The 19116-nt window shown below is 70.4% G+C and carries 18 protein-coding genes; 13 read left to right on the top strand and 5 right to left on the bottom strand.

Annotation, left to right across the window (positions count from 1 at the left end; translation table 11 throughout):
* The first annotated feature begins 48 nt into the window (after positions 1-48).
* The 4 genes from tatA to ACWEOW_RS11920 are packed head-to-tail and all read left to right on the top strand — an operon-like array spanning position 49 to position 5023.
* A complete protein-coding gene (gene tatA / locus ACWEOW_RS11935; protein ID WP_452269416.1) occupies positions 49-387 on the top strand; it encodes a Sec-independent protein translocase subunit TatA in 339 nt (112 codons plus the stop codon).
* A gap of 36 nt (positions 388-423) precedes the next feature.
* A complete protein-coding gene (tatC, locus tag ACWEOW_RS11930) occupies positions 424-1230 on the top strand; it encodes a twin-arginine translocase subunit TatC (protein ID WP_452269415.1) in 807 nt (268 codons plus the stop codon).
* A gap of 20 nt (positions 1231-1250) precedes the next feature.
* Entirely contained in the window at positions 1251-2156 is a 906-nt protein-coding gene (locus ACWEOW_RS11925) for a diacylglycerol/lipid kinase family protein (protein ID WP_452269414.1), read from the top strand.
* On the top strand, positions 2153-5023 hold the full coding sequence (locus tag ACWEOW_RS11920; protein WP_452269413.1) for a DEAD/DEAH box helicase: 2871 nt from the start codon (positions 2153-2155) through the stop codon (positions 5021-5023). Before ACWEOW_RS11925 ends, ACWEOW_RS11920 begins: the two co-directional genes overlap by 4 nt.
* A 92-nt stretch (positions 5024-5115) precedes the next feature.
* Here ACWEOW_RS11920 and ACWEOW_RS11915 read toward each other — a convergent pair whose 3' ends face one another.
* Both ACWEOW_RS11915 and ACWEOW_RS11910 read right to left on the bottom strand, forming a co-directional pair.
* Positions 5116-5478: a VOC family protein gene (locus tag ACWEOW_RS11915; protein WP_452269412.1), complete on the bottom strand. Its 363-nt coding sequence runs from the start codon at positions 5476-5478 to the stop codon at positions 5116-5118.
* A 126-nt stretch (positions 5479-5604) separates the two neighbouring features.
* Positions 5605-6546, bottom strand: a complete 942-nt coding sequence (locus tag ACWEOW_RS11910) for a 5'-3' exonuclease (RefSeq protein WP_452269411.1) — start codon at positions 6544-6546, stop codon at positions 5605-5607.
* Positions 6547-6673: 127 nt separating this feature from the next.
* Between ACWEOW_RS11910 and ACWEOW_RS11905 the strand changes: the two genes are divergently transcribed.
* A complete protein-coding gene (locus ACWEOW_RS11905; RefSeq protein WP_452269410.1) occupies positions 6674-8527 on the top strand; it encodes an adenylyl cyclase in 1854 nt (617 codons plus the stop codon).
* Between the two features lie 85 nt (positions 8528-8612).
* Entirely contained in the window at positions 8613-9071 is a 459-nt protein-coding gene (locus tag ACWEOW_RS11900; RefSeq protein ID WP_452269409.1) for an Lrp/AsnC family transcriptional regulator, read from the top strand.
* A 17-nt stretch (positions 9072-9088) separates the two neighbouring features.
* On the opposite strand, the gene ybaK is transcribed toward ACWEOW_RS11900, so the two are convergent.
* The 3 genes from ybaK to ACWEOW_RS11885 all read right to left on the bottom strand — a co-directional run bounded on the left by ybaK (position 9089) and on the right by ACWEOW_RS11885 (position 11728).
* On the bottom strand, positions 9089-9586 hold the full coding sequence (gene ybaK / locus ACWEOW_RS11895) for a Cys-tRNA(Pro) deacylase (protein WP_452269408.1): 498 nt from the start codon (positions 9584-9586) through the stop codon (positions 9089-9091).
* On the bottom strand, positions 9586-10209 hold the full coding sequence (locus ACWEOW_RS11890; RefSeq protein ID WP_452269407.1) for a TetR/AcrR family transcriptional regulator: 624 nt from the start codon (positions 10207-10209) through the stop codon (positions 9586-9588). Before ACWEOW_RS11890 ends, ybaK begins: the two co-directional genes overlap by 1 nt.
* Positions 10210-10285: 76 nt before the next feature.
* Positions 10286-11728: a KamA family radical SAM protein gene (locus ACWEOW_RS11885; protein WP_452269406.1), complete on the bottom strand. Its 1443-nt coding sequence runs from the start codon at positions 11726-11728 to the stop codon at positions 10286-10288.
* 136 nt (positions 11729-11864) lie between these two features.
* Between ACWEOW_RS11885 and kdd the strand changes: the two genes are divergently transcribed.
* The 7 genes from kdd (at position 11865) to ACWEOW_RS11850 (ending at position 18757) form a co-directional block, all read left to right on the top strand.
* Positions 11865-12980, top strand: coding sequence for an L-erythro-3,5-diaminohexanoate dehydrogenase (gene kdd / locus ACWEOW_RS11880; protein ID WP_452269405.1), 1116 nt, complete (start codon positions 11865-11867; stop codon positions 12978-12980).
* Positions 12977-14584 (top strand): lysine 5,6-aminomutase subunit alpha, encoded by a 1608-nt coding sequence (gene kamD, locus ACWEOW_RS11875; protein WP_452269404.1) that lies wholly within the window; start codon positions 12977-12979, stop codon positions 14582-14584. Before kdd ends, kamD begins: the two co-directional genes overlap by 4 nt.
* Positions 14581-15354 (top strand): lysine 5,6-aminomutase subunit beta, encoded by a 774-nt coding sequence (gene kamE / locus ACWEOW_RS11870; protein ID WP_452269403.1) that lies wholly within the window; start codon positions 14581-14583, stop codon positions 15352-15354. Before kamD ends, kamE begins: the two co-directional genes overlap by 4 nt.
* Positions 15351-15785 (top strand): 3-aminobutyryl-CoA ammonia lyase, encoded by a 435-nt coding sequence (gene kal, locus ACWEOW_RS11865; protein ID WP_452269402.1) that lies wholly within the window; start codon positions 15351-15353, stop codon positions 15783-15785. Before kamE ends, kal begins: the two co-directional genes overlap by 4 nt.
* A gap of 83 nt (positions 15786-15868) precedes the next feature.
* Positions 15869-17452: an apolipoprotein N-acyltransferase gene (gene lnt, locus ACWEOW_RS11860; protein WP_452269401.1), complete on the top strand. Its 1584-nt coding sequence runs from the start codon at positions 15869-15871 to the stop codon at positions 17450-17452.
* Positions 17433-18224, top strand: coding sequence for a polyprenol monophosphomannose synthase (locus ACWEOW_RS11855; protein ID WP_452269400.1), 792 nt, complete (start codon positions 17433-17435; stop codon positions 18222-18224). The genes lnt and ACWEOW_RS11855 overlap by 20 nt, the downstream gene beginning before the upstream one ends.
* On the top strand, positions 18221-18757 hold the full coding sequence (locus ACWEOW_RS11850; RefSeq protein ID WP_452269399.1) for an FxsA family protein: 537 nt from the start codon (positions 18221-18223) through the stop codon (positions 18755-18757). The genes ACWEOW_RS11855 and ACWEOW_RS11850 overlap by 4 nt, the downstream gene beginning before the upstream one ends.
* Positions 18758-19116: the final 359 nt, after the last annotated feature.

The following is a 19116-nucleotide window of genomic DNA, read 5'->3' as shown; positions in this document are numbered from 1 at the left end:
TGCGCTGACGGCCCGACCCCGGGCTGGCTTTCGACGAGGAGACATCACATGCCCAACCTGGGTGCCCCCGAACTCATCATCATCGCGATCATCATCATCGCCCTGTTCGGTTGGAAGAAGCTCCCCGACATGGCCCGCAGCCTGGGTCGTTCGGCGCGCGTCTTCAAGTCCGAGGTGGACGAGCTGAAGAAGGACGGCAAGCCCACCAGCGAGGCGTCCCAGTCGACCGTCCAGAGCGACGTCGTCACCCCCGAGGCCGAGCGCGCCGCCGCCGAGGCACGTCTGGCCGACGCCGAGCGTGCAGCCGCCGAGGCTCGCGCCGAGGCCGAGCGTCTGCGCGCGGCCAACGCCGAGAGCAGCGACGTCCGCCGCGACACCACCCTCTGAGTGGTCCTCGCTACCTCTAGTTCCCGGCGGTTCTGAATGCCCTCGTTGCTGCGCAAGCGCAACCCCGAAGGTCGGATGTCCCTAGCGGACCACCTGAGAGAGCTGCGCAACCGCATCACCATCAGCGCGATCGCCATCGTCGTCGGTGGCGTCGTCGGATGGCTCAACTACGACCGGATCATCAACGCCCTGATCCAGCCGCTGAAGGACCTCGCGGCCAAGACCGATGGCCTGATCAACATCAACTTCGCGGGGATGACCGATCCCTTCGCGACCCAGATCACGGTGTCGCTGTTCACCGGCGTGATCCTCGCGTCGCCGGTGTGGCTGATGCAGATCTGGGGCTTCATCGTCCCCGGGCTGACGAAGAAGGAGAAGCGGGTCGCCAGGCTCTTCGTGGTCGCCGCGGTCCCGCTGTTCCTGACGGGATGCCTCTTCGCGTTCCTCATGGTGCCCAAGGCCGTCACCGTCCTGCTCAGCTTCACGCCCAAGGGCACGGCGAACCTGCAGGACGCGACGGCATACCTCAGCTTCGTGCTGAAGTTCATCATCGCCTTCGGCTGCGCGTTCCTGCTCCCGGTCTTCCTCGTGGCGCTCAACCTCGTCGGGGTGATCCCGGCGCGGGCGATGCTCAAGGGCTGGCGACCGGCGGTCATGATCATCGCCGTGTTCGCCGCGGTCATGACGCCGACGCCCGACGCGTACACGATGCTCTTCCTCATGGCGCCGATGGTTGCGCTGTACTTCGCCTCGGTCGGGCTGGCGTTCATGTTCGACCGGCGCAAGGAGGAGCACAAGCCGGACTGGCTGGACGTGCCCGACGACCAGGCGTCGGCGATCTGAGGTTCAGGTAGCGTTCGGCTGTGCCCGACCGCGTCGCCCTCATCGTCAACCCCACATCCGGCAAGGGGGCGGGTCGGGCGATCGGTGCGCAGGCGCGCCGGCTGCTCACGGAGGCCGGGCACGACGTGCTCGACGTCTCCGGCGACGACTACCAGCAGGCACGTGCCCGCGCCCGGGACGCCGTCGAGGCGGGTGTCGACACCCTTGTCGTCGTGGGGGGTGACGGGATGGTGCACCTCGGGGTGAACCTCTGCGCCACCACACCGACGCGGCTCGCGGTCGTAGCGGCGGGCACCGGGAACGACTTCGCCCGCAACCTCGGGCTGCCGGTCCGCGACGCGGTCCGGTCCGTCGGGCTGCTGTCGACCGGCCGGACCCGCCAGATCGACCTCGGCCGGGTCACCCATGACGTCGCCGGCGAGAAGTGGTTCGGCGGCGTGCTGGGCGCCGGCTTCGACGCTGTCGTCAACGCTCGCGCGCAGGCGATGACCTGGCCGCGCGGCCAGATGCGCTACAACCTGGCCATCCTGCGGGAGCTGCCTGTCTTCCGGCCGATCCCATATGCCATCGAGGTCGACGGGCACCGCATCGAGACCCGTGCGATGTTGGTGACCGTGGCCAACACGACCTCGTTCGGCGGCGGGATGCGCGTGTGCCCGGATGCCGACGTGGCCGACGGCCTGCTCGACGTCATGATCGTCCACGAGCTGTCCGTGCCTGCCTTCCTGCGGGTCTTCCCGAAGGTCTACTCCGGGACGCACGTCACCCATCCGGCCGTCGAGCTGCATCGAGGCACGCGGGTTCGTCTGGAGGCAGAGGGAATCCATTCCCAGGCGGACGGCGAGTCTTTCGCCGACCTGCCCATCGACACCGAGGTCGTCCCCGGCGCACTGCGCGTCGTCGTCCCGACGGGAGCGAGCCGATGATCCCCACCTGGCCCCAGCTGGCCGAGTTCGCCGCGGGCTACGACTTTCCGCTCGACGACTTCCAGGTCGAGGCCTGCAGGGCAGTCGAGGAGGGGCGCGGCGTGCTCGTCGCCGCACCCACCGGGGCCGGCAAGACCGTTGTCGGTGAGTTCGCCGTGCACCTGGCTCTTGCCACCGGGCGCAAGGCCTTCTACACCACGCCGATCAAGGCGCTGTCCAACCAGAAGTACGCCGACCTCGTCCGTCGCCACGGCGCAGACAACGTCGGCCTGCTGACCGGCGACGCGTCGATCAACGGCGAGGCACCCGTTGTCGTCATGACGACCGAGGTGCTGCGCAACATGATGTATGCCGGCTCGACCACGTTGCGCGGGCTCGGCTGGGTCGTCATGGACGAGGTTCACTACCTCGCCGACCGCTTCCGCGGCGCGGTGTGGGAAGAGGTCATCATCCACCTGCCGCCCGACGTGAGCGTCGTGTCGCTGTCGGCGACGGTGAGCAACGCCGAGGAGTTCGGAGCCTGGCTCGGAGAGGTGCGCGGAGACACCGCCGTCATCGTGTCGGAGCATCGCCCGGTGCCCCTGTGGCAGCACATGATGGTCGGGCAGACGATGTTCGACCTGTTCGTGGAGGAGATCGAGGACGGCCGGGAGGGCACTGTCGCATCGGGAGGCGGCGGGGGGTCCTCGCTGGTCCCGGTCACGGTGAACCCCGACCTCGTGCACGCGATCCGCGGCTCGGAGGGCCGGGGGGCGTGGGACTCGCACTGGGTCAGCTCCAGGGGCGGTCGCGACAAGGGCCGGCCTCGCCATGGGTCCAGGGGCCGAAACGGCTCGCACGGCCGCGACGACTGGTCGGGCCGTGGCCGGCGGGACTCCGGTGGGCGCGGCCCGGGCGGTGGTGACGCTGGCCGCGGCTTCGCGCGGGGCGGTCGTCCCGGCGGGGGAGCAACCCGCTCGGAGGTGATCGACCGGCTCGATCGGGAAGGGCTGCTGCCGGCGATCACGTTCATCTTCAGCCGCGCCGGGTGCGAGGCCGCCGTCGCCCAGCTGCTGGCCACCGGCGCGCGGCTCATCCCCGACGCCGAGGGCGAGCGCAACCGGCGGCTCGTCGAGGAGCGAATCCAGGCCCTGGCCGACGAGGACCTCTCCGTGCTCGGATACTGGGACTTCGTCGACGGCATCACCCGAGGCTTCGCCGCGCACCACGCAGGGATGCTCCCGACGTTCCGCGAGATCGTCGAGGAGCTGTTCACCGACGGCCGGATCCGCGCCGTCTTCGCGACCGAGACGCTTGCCCTCGGGATCAACATGCCCGCGCGGACCGTGGTCCTCGAGAAGCTCGTGAAGTTCAACGGTGAGAGCCACGTCGACGTCTCGCCGGCGGAGTACACCCAGCTGACCGGTCGTGCCGGCCGACGCGGGATCGACATCGAGGGACACGCCGTCGTCATCTGGAACCGCGGGCTCGACCCGGCCGCGGTCGCCGGGCTGGCCTCCACGCGCACCTACCCGCTGCGCTCGAGCTTCCGCCCCACCTACAACATGGCCGTCAACCTCGTCCGCCAGTTCGGGCGGGACACGGCCAGCGAGATCCTCGAGACGTCGTTCGCGCAGTTCCAGGCGGACCGGGCGGTCGTCGGCTTCGTGCGAACGGTGCGGCGCAACGAGGAGGCTCTCGCGGGATACGCCGAGTCGATGCACTGCCACCTGGGTGACTTCTCCGAGTACGCCGCGATCCGCAACGAGATCCGGACGCTCGAGAAGGAAGGCGCCAAGCAACGGTCCGCCTCGATGCGGGCCGCCGCGGCGGTGTCGCTCGAGTCCCTCAAGATCGGCGACATCGTGCGTATCCCCGCCGGCCGTCACGCCGGGCTGGCCGTCGTCGTCATGCCGAACCGCGGCGGCAAGGGCGACGCCCCCTCACCATCGGTCGTCACCGAGGACCACCACCTGCGGCGCCTGACACTGCACGACGTGCCCGGCCCCATCGAGCCGCTCGGCACGATGCGAGTGCCCAAGCAGTTCAACGCGAAGAACCCGAAGGCGCGTCGCGACCTTGCCGCGACCATGCGCGCCACCATGCCGCACGACCCGCCACCGCGCCGCCGGAGCGCGCCGGCCGAGGACCCGACCGAGGCGCGTGTCGACGCGCTGCGGCGCCGGCTGAAGGCCCATCCGTGCCACCAGTGCCCGGACCGCGAGAACCACGCCCGGTGGGCCGAGCGCTGGTGGCGCCTTCGCCGCGAGACGGACGGGCTCCAGCGCAAGATCGAAGGCCGCACCAACTCGGTCGCCAAGACCTTCGACCGCATCTGCGACCTGCTCGTCGAGATGGGCTACCTCGGCGAGGGCGGCCAGACCGTGACGGCGGAGGGCGACCGGCTTCGTCAGCTGTACACGGAGAAGGACCTCATCGCTGCGGAGAGCCTGCGTGAGGGCATCTGGCGGCGGCTCGACGCTCCGTCGCTGGCTGCCGTCGTGTCCACCCTGGTGCATGAGCCGCGACGGGAGGAGGGCGGCCTGGCGCCGCGATGGCCCAACGACGAGGTGCGGGAGGCCTACGACCGCATGGTCGACATCTGGTCGGACCTCGAGGATGCCGAGGGCGACCTCGCCCTGCCACGCACGGGCATGCCCGACGCCGGCATCGCCTGGTCGATCCACCGCTGGGCCAGCGGTCGCCGGCTCGAGGAGGTCCTTCGGGGCACCGACCTTGCGGCGGGCGACTTCGTCCGTCGGTGCAAGCAAGTGGTCGACCTGCTGGGGCAGCTGACCGACGCGGCCGACGCGGAGACTGCGGCCGTGGCGCGCAAGGCCACCGACGGCATCCTCCGTGGCGTCGTGGCCGCCGATCGGCTGGACTGATCTGGCTCTGGACAGGCTCGCCGGACCGGCTCGACAGCGACCAGGGCGCGACCCGGGCGCGACCAGGCGCTCGATCGGCAGCCGCGGCCGGCTCACTCGTCGGCCGACTCCCAGGCACCGAGCTCGTTGCCGGCCGGGTCGGTGAAGTAGAACCGGCGACCGCCCGGGAACGAGTACGGCTCGCGGGTCACGGTGCCACCGGCGGCGACGACCGCGGAGACGGTGGCGTCGAGGTCGTCGGAGTAGAGCAGGACGAGGGCACCGCCGGGCGAGCCGGGCGACTCGGGGTTGAGGCCGCCGACCTCGCCGTCGCCGTCCGGGGCCTGGATGCCGGCGTAGTCAGGACCGTAGTCGTTGAAGGCCCAGCCGAACGCCGCGGCGTAGAAGGCCTTCGATGCAGCGAGGTCGGGAGCGGCCAGCTCGATGTAGTCGATCGCGTGGTGCACGTGTGCCATGGCGTCCTCCTGGCGGGGGCCGGTCGGTCTGGGCGCCGACCAGCATTCCGCTCATCCTTGCGGCAGGCACCGACAGCCCAGCATTCGCGGCGCCGGTCCTTCACGACACGGGGACACACCTACGTCTCAGTCCAGCCGCAGTGCCGTGATGACCCGGTCGAACGACGACGTGAGGCCGTGCTCGACGGCGAGCTTCGACATGAGCGCCGGGTCGGCGACCGCCGTCGGGACCGTCACGTCGACGTCGGGCACGGCCGCGTCCCTGACGACCTCGACGACCCGCGGCGCCACGTCGAGATAGCCGCTCGCCGCTTCGAGCCGGGTCCGCTGCACCCCCTTGAGCGCCGGGTCGCCGCCGTCGATCGCCGCCCGCAGCGCCTCGAGGGTGCCGTACGTGGTGATGAGCTTCGCCGCCGTCTTCTCCCCGATGCCGGCAACGCCAGGGAGTCCGTCGCTCGTGTCACCGCGCAGCACCGCCATGTCGGCATACGCCGCGCCGTTCGGCACGCCGTACTTCTCCTGGATGAACGCCTCGTCGACGAAGTCAGGGGAGCGGACGCCACCCCGCGCCGTGTAGACGACGCGCACCTCGTGGGCGTCATCGACGAGCTGGAACAGGTCACGGTCGCCGGTGACGATGTCGACCGGCATGCGCCCGGAGTATGCCGTCGCGTAGGTGCCGATGACGTCGTCCGCCTCGTGCCCGTCCACGCCGACTCGGGCGATGCCGAGTGCGCGAAGCGCGTCCTCGATGATCGGCACCTGGACGGCGAGGGCCTCGGGCACCTGCTCCCCGGCGTACTCGTCGTCGCCCGGGCCGGCCACTCGGTGCGCCTTGTAGGACGGGATCGCCTCGACGCGGAACGCCGGCCGCCAGTCGTTGTCCCAGCACGCCACGAGGTGGCTCGGCCGGGCCCGCTCGACGAGCGAGGCGATCATGTCGAGCAGACCGCGAACGGCATTCGTCGGTGTGCCGCTCGGGCCGATCACCTCGGGCACCCCGAAGAATGCGCGGAAGTACAGCGAAGCAGAGTCGAGAAGGAGCAACCGGGCGGAGGTGGACGGCATACGCGAGAGGCTACCGGTGCGAATCGGCGAAAACCCTTGCCCGTCCTCGAAGGTGGGGACGATCATGGCGAGCGGGCCGCCCGCCGGCGTCGCCCACAGGGCTCGGGGACCATCTCGAGGAGTGTCGATGACGACAGCGTCACGCATAGCTCGTCCCATCTTCAGCACGCACCCCGGCCGACGACGAGCCGGGCAGGCTCTGCTGGCCATCGTGCTGGCCCTCATCGGCGGCCTCGCACTGGTCGCGCCGGGCTCGGCAGTAGCGGCGCCTCCGGCTGCTCCCGACCTCGGACCCAACGTCGTCGTCTTCGACCCGAGCATGTCGGTCGCACAGATCAAGGCGAGTGCTGATGCGATCTACAACCAGCAGGTCGACAACGAGATGGGCAGCGGGCGGTACACGCTCCTCTTCAAGCCGGGGACGTATGGCAGCGCCCAGGATCCGCTCATGCTCCGGGTCGGCTACTACACCGAGGTGGCCGGCCTCGGCGCGCTGCCGACCGACGTCGTCATCAACGGCCATGTCGACGTCTACAACCGGTGCCTCGCGCCCGACAACTGCGTGGCCCTCGTGAACTTCTGGCGGTCGCTGTCGAACCTGACGATCAACGTCATGGGGGAGACGGGCTGCCGCGGCTCCGGCAACTTCTGGGCGGTCTCGCAGGCTGCGCCGATGCGCCGGGTCAACATCGTCGGCAACCTCACGCTGATGGACTACTGCACGGCCGGGCCGCAGTACGCGAGCGGCGGGTTCATCGCCGACTCGCGCCTGAACTCGGTCGTCAACGGGTCGCAGCAGCAGTTCCTCGTGCGCAACGGCAGTATCGGCTCGTGGAGCAACGCCGTGTGGAACCAGGTGTTCTCCGGGGTCGTCGGCGCCCCGCCCACCACGTTCCCGAACCCGCAGTACACGAGCCTCGCGACCACGCCCGTGAGCCGGGAGCGTCCGTTCCTGTTTATCGACAGCACCGGCCGCTGGCAGGTCCGCGTGCCCTCGGCGGCGTCCGACACCTCCGGCGTGACGTGGGCATCCGGACAGACGCCGGGGCGGACCATCCCGCTGTCCGACTTCTACATCGCACGACCCACGGACTCGGTCGTGACCATCAACAGCCAGCTGGCGCGGGGCAAGCAACTGCTTCTCACGCCGGGGGTGTACACCGCCGACCGGAGCATCAGCGTCAAGCGAGCCAACACCGTCGTCCTCGCCATGGGCCTCGCGAGCATCACGGCGAGCGGTGGAGCGGTGCCCCTCGTCATCGCCGATGTGCCGGGTGTCATCGTTGCGGGGCTGATCGTGGACGCAGGCCCCGTCAGCTCGCCGGCCCTCATCCGCGTCGGCTCCCGCGAGCAGCAGGACGAGCCGGTGCTGACGCCGGCGTCCAACCCGACGACCCTGCAGGACGTGTTCCTCCGCGTCGGCGGACCGTTCGCCGGGCGCGCCACGGTCGGCCTCGAGGTCAACCTCGACCACACCCTGCTCGACGACATCTGGGCCTGGCGCGCCGACCACGGCACCGGCGTGGGATGGACCGTCAACCCCGCGGAGAACGGCGTGGTCGTCAACGGCGACGACGTCACCGCGACGGGCCTGTTCTCCGAGCACTTCCGCCAGTACGACACGGTCTGGAACGGCGAGCGCGGTCGAACCGTGTTCTACCAGAACGAGATGCCCTACGACCCGCCCAACCAGGCGGCCTGGCAGCACGACGGAGTCCTCGGCTGGGCCGGCTACAAGGTGGGCGACAGGGTGCGCACCCATGAGCTCTGGGGTGGCGGCGTCTACATCTTCACGAACGTCGACCCGACCATCCACGCGAGCCGGGGGTTCGAGGTCCCGGTCACACCCGGAGTCAGGCTGCACGACATCATCACGGTGAACCTCAGTGCGGGGACGATCGACCACGTCGTCAACGACACCGGCGACCCGGTCAGCAACGCCGCGATCGGCGTCCCGAGCTACGTGGTGTCGTACCCGTAGAGCGGGGACTCGACAGCGTCGGGGCGGCCGTACCGGCATGAGGAATGGCCGCCCCGGCCCGTAACCCCTGGTCTACCCTTCGGCCATGGAGGATCTCGACCGTCGCCTCGTCGGCCTGCTGCTCGCCGACGGCCGCATGAGCTACACGGATCTCGGCAAGGCGACGGGCCTGTCTACCTCCGCGGTGCACCAGCGGGTGCGGCGCCTCGAGGAGCGCGGAGTCATCACCGGGTACACCGCGACGGTCTCGCCCGAGGCGCTGGGCCTGTCGCTCACGGCGCTCATCTCCGTGACCCCTTTCGACCCGAGTGCACCCGATGACGTCCCCGAGAAGCTGAGCCACATCGCCGAGATCGAGGACTGCCACTCGGTCGCCGGCCTCGAGAGCTACATCCTCAAGGTGCGCGTCTCGACGCCGGGCAACCTCGAGGACCTTCTCGCTCGGATCCGCTCGGCCGCCAACGTGTCGACACGCACGACGGTCGTGCTCTCGACGCCGTGGGAGGGCCGCAGCGCTTCGGCCCTGCCACGCGAGGACGCCTGACCGCACTCCGGGCAGGCCTACGGCCGGCCGATCCGCCCGCGGACGGCACGGGTCACCGTCGCGAGGTCACCGGGAGAGAGCTCGATGTCGAAGCCGCGGCGGCCGCCCGACACGAACACGGTGTCAAAGGCGTATGCCGTCTCGTCGAGAACCGTGGGCAGCGCGCGCTTCTGCCCGACCGGGGATATGCCGCCGACGACGTAGCCGGTGACCCGCTCGGCCGTCGTCGGGTCGGCCATCGTGACACCCTTCACGCCGAGCGCAGCCGCCACCGCTTTGAGGTCGAGCTGCCCGGCGACGGGCACGATCCCGACGGCCAGGCTCCTTCCGGTGTCGACGAGCAGCGTCTTGAAGACGCGTGCGGGATCCACCCCGAGCACGGCAGCCGCTTCCAGCCCGTAGCTCGGCGCCGACGGGTTGTGGGTGTAGGGGTGGCGGCGGTACTCGACCCGGGCGCGGTCCAGGGCGACGGTCGCCGGCGTGGCGGGGCCGTCGCCTGGTCGTGACTTCGCCATCAGGCGCGGGTCGCGACGGAGGCCAGCCCGTCCCAGATCGTCGTGACCACGAGGTCGGTGGCCTCGTCGGCGGTCATGCCCGGATGCGCGCTGCGCCACACTGCGAGCCGCTCGCAGCCCCCGATGAGGATCTCGGCCATCGCGGTCACCCGCGTGGCCTGCAGCTCCGCGAAGGCCGGGATGGTGCGCAGGCCGTCGGCAAACGCCTTCGCGGTCTGCTGCCGGATCCGTTCGACCGACTCGGACGCCGCACCGATCAGGGCGCCTTCCGTGCGGAGCAGGGCGAAGGCCGCCTCGTGGGCGTCGATGAAGGCGAAGAAGGCGTGGACGACACCGGCGACTCGGTCCCGGACCGCGGCATGCGGCTCGGCCCCCCACGAGTCGATGAGCGCCCCCATGAGCTGACGACGGGCTCGCTCGATCGTCGCGGCGAGGAGCCCCTCCTTGGAGCCGAAGTAGTCGTAGATCAGTGGCTTCGTGACGCCGACGTGCTCGGCGATCTCGTCCATCGTGGCGGCCTGGATCCCGCGCTGGGAGAAGACCCTTTCGGCGACCTCGAGCATCTGCGCCTCCCGCTCGGCACGAGGCACGCGGGCGCGAGTGGCGGGAGAGCGGGTGGTCACGCGCGCAGTCTACGGGTGGCGCCGTGAGGGCCAGGGGCGATCCCACGGCCCCACGGCATACCGCGTCGGCGGAGTCTCAGACGAGCTGGGATTCCGCGGCCGCCCGGCTGCTCGCGGCGTGCTCCGACGCAGCGGCCATGACCGACTCGTGGTCGACCGCGTCGTGCCACCACTGCTGCCCGGCCGCCGGCAGGGTGTAGATCGGGTCGTAGTAGACGTACTCGCGGGACATCGCCTCGGTGTCGTCGCCCTCGATCGACGTCCGGTAGTTCTTGCGCCAGTAGGAGATGCCGCGCTCGGTGTCGTACTCCTCGACCTGGTGGACCCAGCGCTTGCCGACGAAGGGCACGTCGCAGACGATGCGCGGCGTCGAGAAGCCGGGCAGGTAGCCCATGATCGAGTGCTGGAGGTGCTGCGCCTCGGCCAGCGAGAGCCGCCAGTGCTCGGCGAACGGGATCATGTCGCACATGTAGAAGTAGTACGGCGTGATCTGTGCGCCGTCGGCCAGTGAGAAGCACAGGTCGAGCAGCTGCTCAGGGGTGTTGTTGACGCCCCTCATGAGGACACCCTGGTTGCGCACGTCGCGAACACCCGCCTCGAGCATCGCCTTGGATGCTCGGGCCACCGATGGCGTGACCGACTGGGCGTTGTTGACGTGAGTGTGGATCGCGAGCGATACACCGCGCTCGCGCGCGGTCTTGGAGACCCGCGCCACGCCCTCGACGACGTCCTCGGCGAACCAGTGCTGGGGCAGGCCCATCAGCGCCTTGGTCGCCAAGCGGATGTCGCGGATGTTGTCGATCGTCAGGAGCTGGTCGAGGAAGGACTCGAGGTTCTTCCAGGGCATGTTGGCCACGTCACCACCTGAGACGACGACGTCGCGGACCGCCGGCGTCCGGCGCAGGTAGTCGAGCATGGCTGAGTACCGGTCGACCGGTTTGAGGTCGAACTTCAGCTTGGCGACCTGCGGCGTCGAGTTGCCGACGAGGTCCATACGGGTGCAGTGGCCGCAGTACTGCGGGCAGGTCGGCAGGAGCTCGGCCAGAACCTTGGTCGGGTAGCGGTGGGTCAGCCCCTCGGCGACCCACATGTCGTGCTCGTGGAGCGAGTCACGCGAGGAGTGCGGGTGCGACGGCCAGTCGGTGCGGCGGTCGGAGAAGACGGGCAGCATGTAACGCCGGACCGGGTCGGCGTAGAACGCCTCCGTGAAGTCAGCGCCCGCGGCCGGCATCGGAGTGTCGGTGCCCGGGACCATCGTGTTGAGCATCTGCGGTGGCACAAGCATCGACATGGTCGCGCGCTCGGCCTGGTCCTTCTCGAGGTCGGCGTAGAAGCGGTCGTCGAGCAGGTCGCCCATCAGGGCTCGCAGCTGCTTGACGTTCCTGACACAGTTGACGCGCTGCCACTGCGCGCTGTCCCAGTCGGCCTGGGTGACTCCTGCCCATCCCGGGAACCTCGTCCAGTCGGGCTCGACGAGCTCGCGACGGCGGTAGGCGTAGGGCTGCTCAACCTTGCTCATGCGGCCAATGTAACGGCGGGAGCGTCTCCTCTCCAACCGGTGGACCTCACGGATTGGTGAAGATGCGCCCGCGCGGGCCCTATGCTGACGAAAGATCTTCGGCCTAGGCCCCACTGAGACAGAAGGATTTGTAATCGTGTCCGACCCGATGTCCGACGCCCCCGAGGCGGCCCAGAACGCCCGCGAGTCATCGCCCGTCGGGCTGCACCGGGTCCTGGAGCCGAGCGGTGAGTCGATCACGCTGCCCCAGGCCGCGCGCCGTCTCGACGCCCGCCCGCAGCTGTGGGCCGACGAGGTGCGCGTGGACGTGGAGACCCTCAACCTCGACGCCGCCTCGTACCGGCAGCTTGCGGAGAAGCACACCGTCGGCGGCGTCGTCGACGGGGCAGCGGTCCGTGCCGAGGTGCTCGAGATCATCGCCTCGCGGGGCAAGATGCAGAACCCCGTCACCGGGTCGGGCGGCATGCTCATCGGTCGGGTCGCCGAGGTCGGGCCGCGCAGCACTCTCGGGCTCGAGGTCGGCGACCGGGTCGCCACACTCGTCTCCCTGTCGCTCACGCCCCTGCGGGTCACCGACGGCCTCGAGGGCTGGGACGGTCTCTCGGAGCAGGTGCCCGCGCAGGGGCACGCGATCCTCTTCGGGCGCAGCATCGCCGCCCGGCTTCCGGACGATCTCGACCCGAGGCTGGCGCTCATGGTGATGGACGTCTGCGGAGCCCCGGCGCTGGTCGAACGGGTCGTGGGGGAGTATGCCGCCCGCGGCCACAAGCCGACCGTGGCCGTCCTCGGGGCTGCCGGGAAGTCAGGGTCCCTCTCGCTGGCGGCGGCGCGCGCCGCCGGTGCTCGGCGCGTCATCGGCGTCGTGCCGTTCGAGCGCGAGCGTGCCCTGCTGGAGCCGACGGCACTCGCCGACGAGGTCGTCATCGCCGACGCCAGGTCGCCGCTCGGCCTGTCGGCAGCCGTCGAGGCCGCCGGTGGGCCGGCCGACGTGACGGTCGTGTGCGTGGACGTGCCTGGGTGCGAGCAGCCCGCGATCCTGGCCACGGCCGAGGGCGGCACGATCATCTTCTTCAGCATGGCGACCAACTTCGCGGCCGCCGCGCTCGGTGCCGAGGGGCTCGCCGCCGACGTGAGGATGCTCGTCGGCAACGGCTACGTCCCCGGCCATGCCGAGCTGGCGCTGTCCCTGGTTCGCGAGGTCCCGGCCGTTCGCGCCCTCTTCGAGTCCCGGCTGGATGGTGCCCTCGCATGAAGGATCAGCGGGTTCTGGACCTCGACCCTGCGGTCGTCCGGCGGGCGCGGTCGCTCGCGCGCAAGGCCGCTGCGCCCGTGGTCAAGATCGCGAAGAGCCACACCACCGTCTCGGTCGAACGGGCGACGCTGCGGCTCGCCGGCCTGTCCGGCGCCGACCATGAACGCGTGCCGTGGGTGAACCACCTCGTCACGGCGGTCCGTGACGAGGTCGGGCTGGAGCACGGCGTCACGACGCCGGTCTACGACGCGCTGCTGCGGGGGGAGGCGGAGGACCTGACCACGCTCGCCCAGAAAGCGGCGAGCGGGAGCGTCCAGTTCAGGCTCCCTGGCGGGCGCGAGGCCCAGGCGGCACAGCGCGCGGCAGCCAAGGGAGTCGGTGCCGGCCTCAAGCGCATCGACGCCGCACGCCGGACCCGAGACCGGTTGGTGCGCAAGCACGGAGACCCCCAGAGCAAGCCCTGGATCTACCTCATCGTCGCGACGGGCGACATCTACGAGGACATCCCACAGGCCCAGGCAGCGGCTCGCGAGGGGGCCGACATCATCGCGGTGATCCGATCCACCGGACAGTCGCTGCTCGACTACGTGCCCGAGGGGGCCACGCGCGAGGGGTTCGCGGGCACGTACGCCACGCAGGAGAACTTCCGGCTCATGAGGGCCGCGCTCGACGACGTGAGCGCCGAGCTCGGCCGCTACGTGCGCCTCACGAACTACGCGTCGGGCCTGTGCATGCCCGAGATCGCCGCCCTCGCGGGCATGGAGCGTCTCGACATGATGCTCAACGACTCGATGTACGGCATCCTCTTCCGCGACATCAACCCGATCCGGACCTTCGTGGACCAGCGGTTCTCCCGGCAGATCCACGCCCGCGCGGGGATCATCATCAACACCGGCGAGGACAACTACCTGACCACGGCGGACGCGGTCGAGGCCGCCCATACCGTCACCGTGAGCCAGCTGCTCAACGAGCGCTTCGCCAAGGAGGCCGGTCTCGAGGACTGGCAGCTGGGCCTGGGGCACGCCTTCGAGATCAACCCCGACATCCCTGACAGCTTCCGGCTGGAGCTCGCCCATGCCCTGCTGGCGCGCCAGCTCTTCCCGGACGCCCCTCTCAAGTGGATGCCGCCGACGAAGCACATGACGGGCGACGTCTTCCGGGGGTACCTGCTCGACGGTTTCTTCAACCTCGTCGGGGCTATGACCGGTCAGGGCATCCTGCTGGTCGGGATGATGACCGAAGCCGTCGTCACGCCGTTCCTGTCGGACCGCGACCTGGCGCTCCAGAACGTCCGCTACGTCATGAACGCTGCCAGCGGCCTCACCGAGGACTTCCGCCCGCCGCGCGACGGCCTCATCCAGACGCGTGCCCGCCAGGTGCTCTCGGAGGCGGTCGACCTGCTCGACCGCATCGTCAGCGACACCGACGCCGCGGGCGACGCGCCACTGCTCGCCGCGATCGCCGACGGAACCTTCGGACTCATGAAGCGCCCCGCCACGGGTGGCAAGGGGCTCGACGGCGTCTTCGAGCGCGCGACGGCATACGACAACCCGGCCATCACGGCTCTCGATGCGTGGCAGGACGCGAAGGGAGGATCCCGATGAGCGCCCAGCAGGCCACAGCCACGCAGGGCAGCATCATCCGGCCCTACGGTGACACGACCGGTGACGGCATGATGCAGATGTCGTTCACGCTGCCGCTGCCGCACGACAAGCGCGCCGAGGGCGCCGCCCTCCAGCTCGCCCGAAAGATGGGTCTCGACCCCGCACTGCTCGTCCACGCCAAGGCGATGGGCCCGGACTTCACGTTCTTCGTGGTCTACGGCTCCTCGACACATCTGGTCAATCTCGACGACGTCCATGTCGTCGAGCGGGAGTACCCGCTGCTGTCGGCCAAGGATGCGAACCTCGCGATCCGCAAGCAGCTGCGCCGCAAGCTGGTCGTGGTCGGCGCCTGCATCGGCACCGACGCCCACACGGTGGGCATCGACGCGATCCTCAACATCAAGGGCTTCGCCGGAGAGAAGGGCCTGGAGTACTACCGCGAGATCAAGGTCGTGAACCTCGGCGCTCAGGTGCTGGTTCCCGACCTCGTCGCCCGCGCCCGCGCGGAGAAGGCCGACGCGGTGCTGGTCAGCCAGGTGGTCACCCAGAAGGACGCCCACATCCACAACACCACCCAGATGTCGGCGGCGTTCCGCGAGGCCTACCCCGCGGGACAGGTGCCGATCCTCATCGCGGGCGGACCCCGCTTCGAGGAGGGGTCAGCCGCCACGCTGGGCGTCGACCGCATCTTCGGCCGCGGGACGACCCCGGGTGAGGTCGCGAGCTACCTCGTGCACGAGATCGGCGTCAGGAAAGGCAGGAAGGCATGAGCGGGACCCAGGCGGACACGACCCACCCGACGGAGGCTGCGCCGAGGACGACACGCGCGAGCGTGGGCCAGCGCATCACGCACCGTCGCTACGTCCCCTACAGCCACGCGCACTACGCCGGGAACCTCGTCGACGGCGCGTACTCGCTGGCGGCCTTCGGCGACGTCGCCACGGACCTGTGCATCACGACCGACGGCGACGAGGGCCTGTTCGCGTCCTACAGCGACGTCCAGTTCCGGGCTCCGGTCCGCGCGGGTGACGTCATCGAGATCAGCGCTGAGCTGGTCCGGGTCGGCACGCGGTCGCGTGAGATGGCGTTCGAGGTGCGGGTCGTCGGCCGCGGCGACACCTCGCGGGGTGAGTCGGCCGCGGTCGTGCTCGACCCGCCGCTGGTCGCGACGACGGCCCGCGGCGTCGTGGTCGTGCCCTGACGCCCGACCCGGCCCGAGGTCTCGCAAGCCCACGCCTGGCGGCCGGTGACCGCGCACCGGGCCAGGCGGCATACGGTGACCTCGTGCGACCCGACCCCCGACGCCGCCTCCTGCTGCGGCTGGCCGCCGCCCTCGCGGGCGGTGGCCTGCTGTGCCTGGCCTTCCCCACGTTCGACGTGTGGCCGGCCGCACCGGTGGCGCTGGCGCTGATGGCGTGGGCGTGGTCGGGTCTCGGCCCCTTGCGCGGCCTCCTGCTCGGCACCGCCTCCGGCCTCGTCTTCTTCGTCCCGACGCTCAGCTGGTCGGGGATCTACGTGGGGTCGGTGCCGTGGCTCGCGCTGTCCACCTTGGAGGCGCTCTTCTTCGGCATCGCGGGTGCGGTCTACGGGTGGCTGACACGGGACCGCGGCGTCCGGCCTCTTGCCTTCGCGCTGACGTGGGTCGTCGCGGAGGGCTTCCGAGCGCGGGCACCGTACGGTGGTTTTCCGTGGCTCAAGCTGGCCTTCGGCCAGGCAGACTCACCGTTCGGTCGCCTCGTCGCACTCGGTGGGCCGCCGTTTGTGGGCTTCGTGATCGCGCTGGCCGGGGCCCTGCTCGCGCTTGCTGCTCAGCGCCTGGTCACGGCTCGCCGAGAGGGCCGCCGTATGCCGTCCCGCGGGGTCGCGCTGCCGGTGGCCGCGGCACTCGCGCTCGGGGTCGCCGGTCTGGCCGTGCCACTGCCGACGGACGGGCCGACCGCGCAGTTCCTCGGGGTGCAGGGCAACGTGGCCCGCCCGGGTCTGGACTTCAACGCGGAGCGTCGGCAGGTGCTGGACAACCACGTCGCGGCGACGCTCAAGGCCCAGGCAGACATCGAGGCGGGGCGGGCGCCGAAGCCGGACCTCGTCGTCTGGCCCGAGAACGCCTCGGACATCGACCCGCTTCGCAACGCGGACGCGAAGGCCGAGATCCTCGACACGGTCGAGCGGCTCGGCCGGCCGCTCATCGTGGGGGGCCTGCTCGAGGAGCCTCCCGGCTACGTGTCCAACGTCGCCCTGCTCTTCGAGTCGGGCGAGGGCAACACCGACCGGTATGTCAAGCGCCACCCGGTGCCGTTTGCCGAGTACATCCCGAACCGGGCCTTCTGGCGGATATTCAGCAGCGAGGTCGACCTCGTCACCCGCGACTTCGTCAAGGGCCCCGAGCCCGGCGTGTTCACGGTGCGAGCGCAGGACGGACGGCCGATCCGGGCGGGCCTGGCCATCTGCTTCGAGGTGGCCTACGACGACATCATGCGCGACGTGGTCACCCAAGGGGCAAACGTTCTTGTTGTCCAGACGAACAACGCGACCTTCGGCTACACCGCCGAGTCCCCGCAACAGCTGGCCATCAGCCGCCTTCGGGCCATGGAGTTCGGGCGTTCGGTGGTGCATGTCTCGACGGTCGGACAGAGCGCGCTGATCACGCCGGACGGAACTGCGCACCAGGTGACGTCGTTGTTCACGCAGGCAGTGGTCCGAGGGGCCCTACCATTGCGGGACGCCACGACGCTGGCCACCCGCGTGGGTGAGGCACCCGAGTGGGTCGCGGCCGGCGCTCTGCTCGCCCTGGTCGTGGCGGGCCTACGGCGCCCCCGACCGGTGACCCCGGACCAGATGAAGGAAGAGGATGACGACGACGAAGCGTGAGCCGGTCACCCGGGTGGCCGTGCTCATCCCGACCTACAACGAGCGGGAGAACCTGCCCGGCATCGTCGCGCGGGTGCGCGCGAGCGTGCCTGCGGCCGACGTCTTCGTCCTCGACGACAACTCACCCGACGGCACCGGCGCTCTGGCCGACGAGCTGGCCGCGGGCGACCCGCAGGTGCGGGTCATGCATCGCAAGGGCAAGGAAGGGCTCGGCAAGGCGTATCTCGCGGGCTTCACGACCGTCCTGGCCGACGGGTACGACGCCGCCGTCGAGATGGATGCCGACGGCTCGCACCAGCCCGAGCAGCTGCCGTCGCTGCTCGCCGCGCTCGCCGACGCCGACGTCGTCATCGGTGCACGGTGGATGCGCGGCGGTGAGGTGCGCAACTGGCCGCTGCGCCGCAAGGTGCTCTCGGTCGGCGCCAACGCCTACACCAAGATGCTGCTCGGGATGCCGGTCAACGACGCGACCGCCGGCTACCGCGTCTACCGCTCCACCGCGCTGCGCACCATGGGGCTCGACGGGGTCGAGTCGCAGGGATACTGCTTCCAGATCGACCTGACGCTGCGCGCAGTTCGGGCGGGGCTGAAGGTCGTCGAGGTGCCGATCACGTTCGTCGAGCGAGAGGTCGGGGTGTCGAAGATGGGCAAGGACATCGTCCGCGAGGCGCTGACCAGCGTGACGCGGTGGGGCGTGGAGCACCGGCTGGAACAGCTGCGCCGGGCCGGGGCCCGCGTGCGCGGCCGCGGCGCGGTGCGGGAGCGACCATGACCAGCCCCACGCCGGCCCGCCGCAGCGGGCTGCGACCCGGGCGGCTCCTCGGGCTGGCCCTGCTTGTCCTGCCCATCCTCGAGATCTTCGTCATCGTCGCCGTGGGTCAGGCCATCGGCGCCTGGCCGACCTTCCTGCTGCTCGTGGCCGGCTGCGTGCTCGGCGTGCTGATCATCCGTCACCAGGGCGGCCGGGCGTGGCGCGCCCTGAACCAGGCGGTCCAGAGCGGCCGGATGCCGGCGCGCGAGCTCGCCGATGGCATCGTCGTCCTGCTCGGCGGCACCCTGCTGCTCGTGCCGGGGTTCATCACCGACGTGCTCGGGCTCATCCTCGTCCTGCCCTTCACCCGGCCGGTCGCGCGCAGCCTGCTCGCCTCCGTCATCAGCCGCCGGATGATCGTGGTGTCCGACCGGTTCACCGGGCCCACGGTTGCGGACCGGGCCCAGTGGGACCAGCAGGCACCACCGCAGGGCCCCCGCCGCTCCGCTTCGAGCGACGAGGTCGTCGAGGGCGAGATCATCGACGAGGACTGAGGTCGTCCCCACCGCACCACGACGCACGGCCCCCAACCCCCCGGTCGAGTGGGCACCCCGTCCCACCCGCCCCACGGCATACGGCCCCAACCCCCGGTCGAGTGGGCGCCCCCTCCCACCCGCGCCACGGAAGATGTGTGACTGGTGTGACTGGGTGCCCACTCGACGGGAGAGGTGGGGCATGCGAAAAGCCCGCCTCCACGAACAGGGCGGGGCGCTGTCCCGCCGGGTGATGTAGTCGGAATGTCTCACCGGCCCTCACCCCCGGTCGAGTGGGCGCCCGGTCCCACCCGCCCCACGGAAGATGTGTGACTGGTGTGACTGGGCGCCCACTCGACGGGAGAGGTGGGGCATGCGAA

The sequence above is a fragment of the Monashia sp. NPDC004114 genome (assembly GCF_053603855.1).
This window is presented reverse-complemented; position numbering and strand designations above follow the sequence as displayed.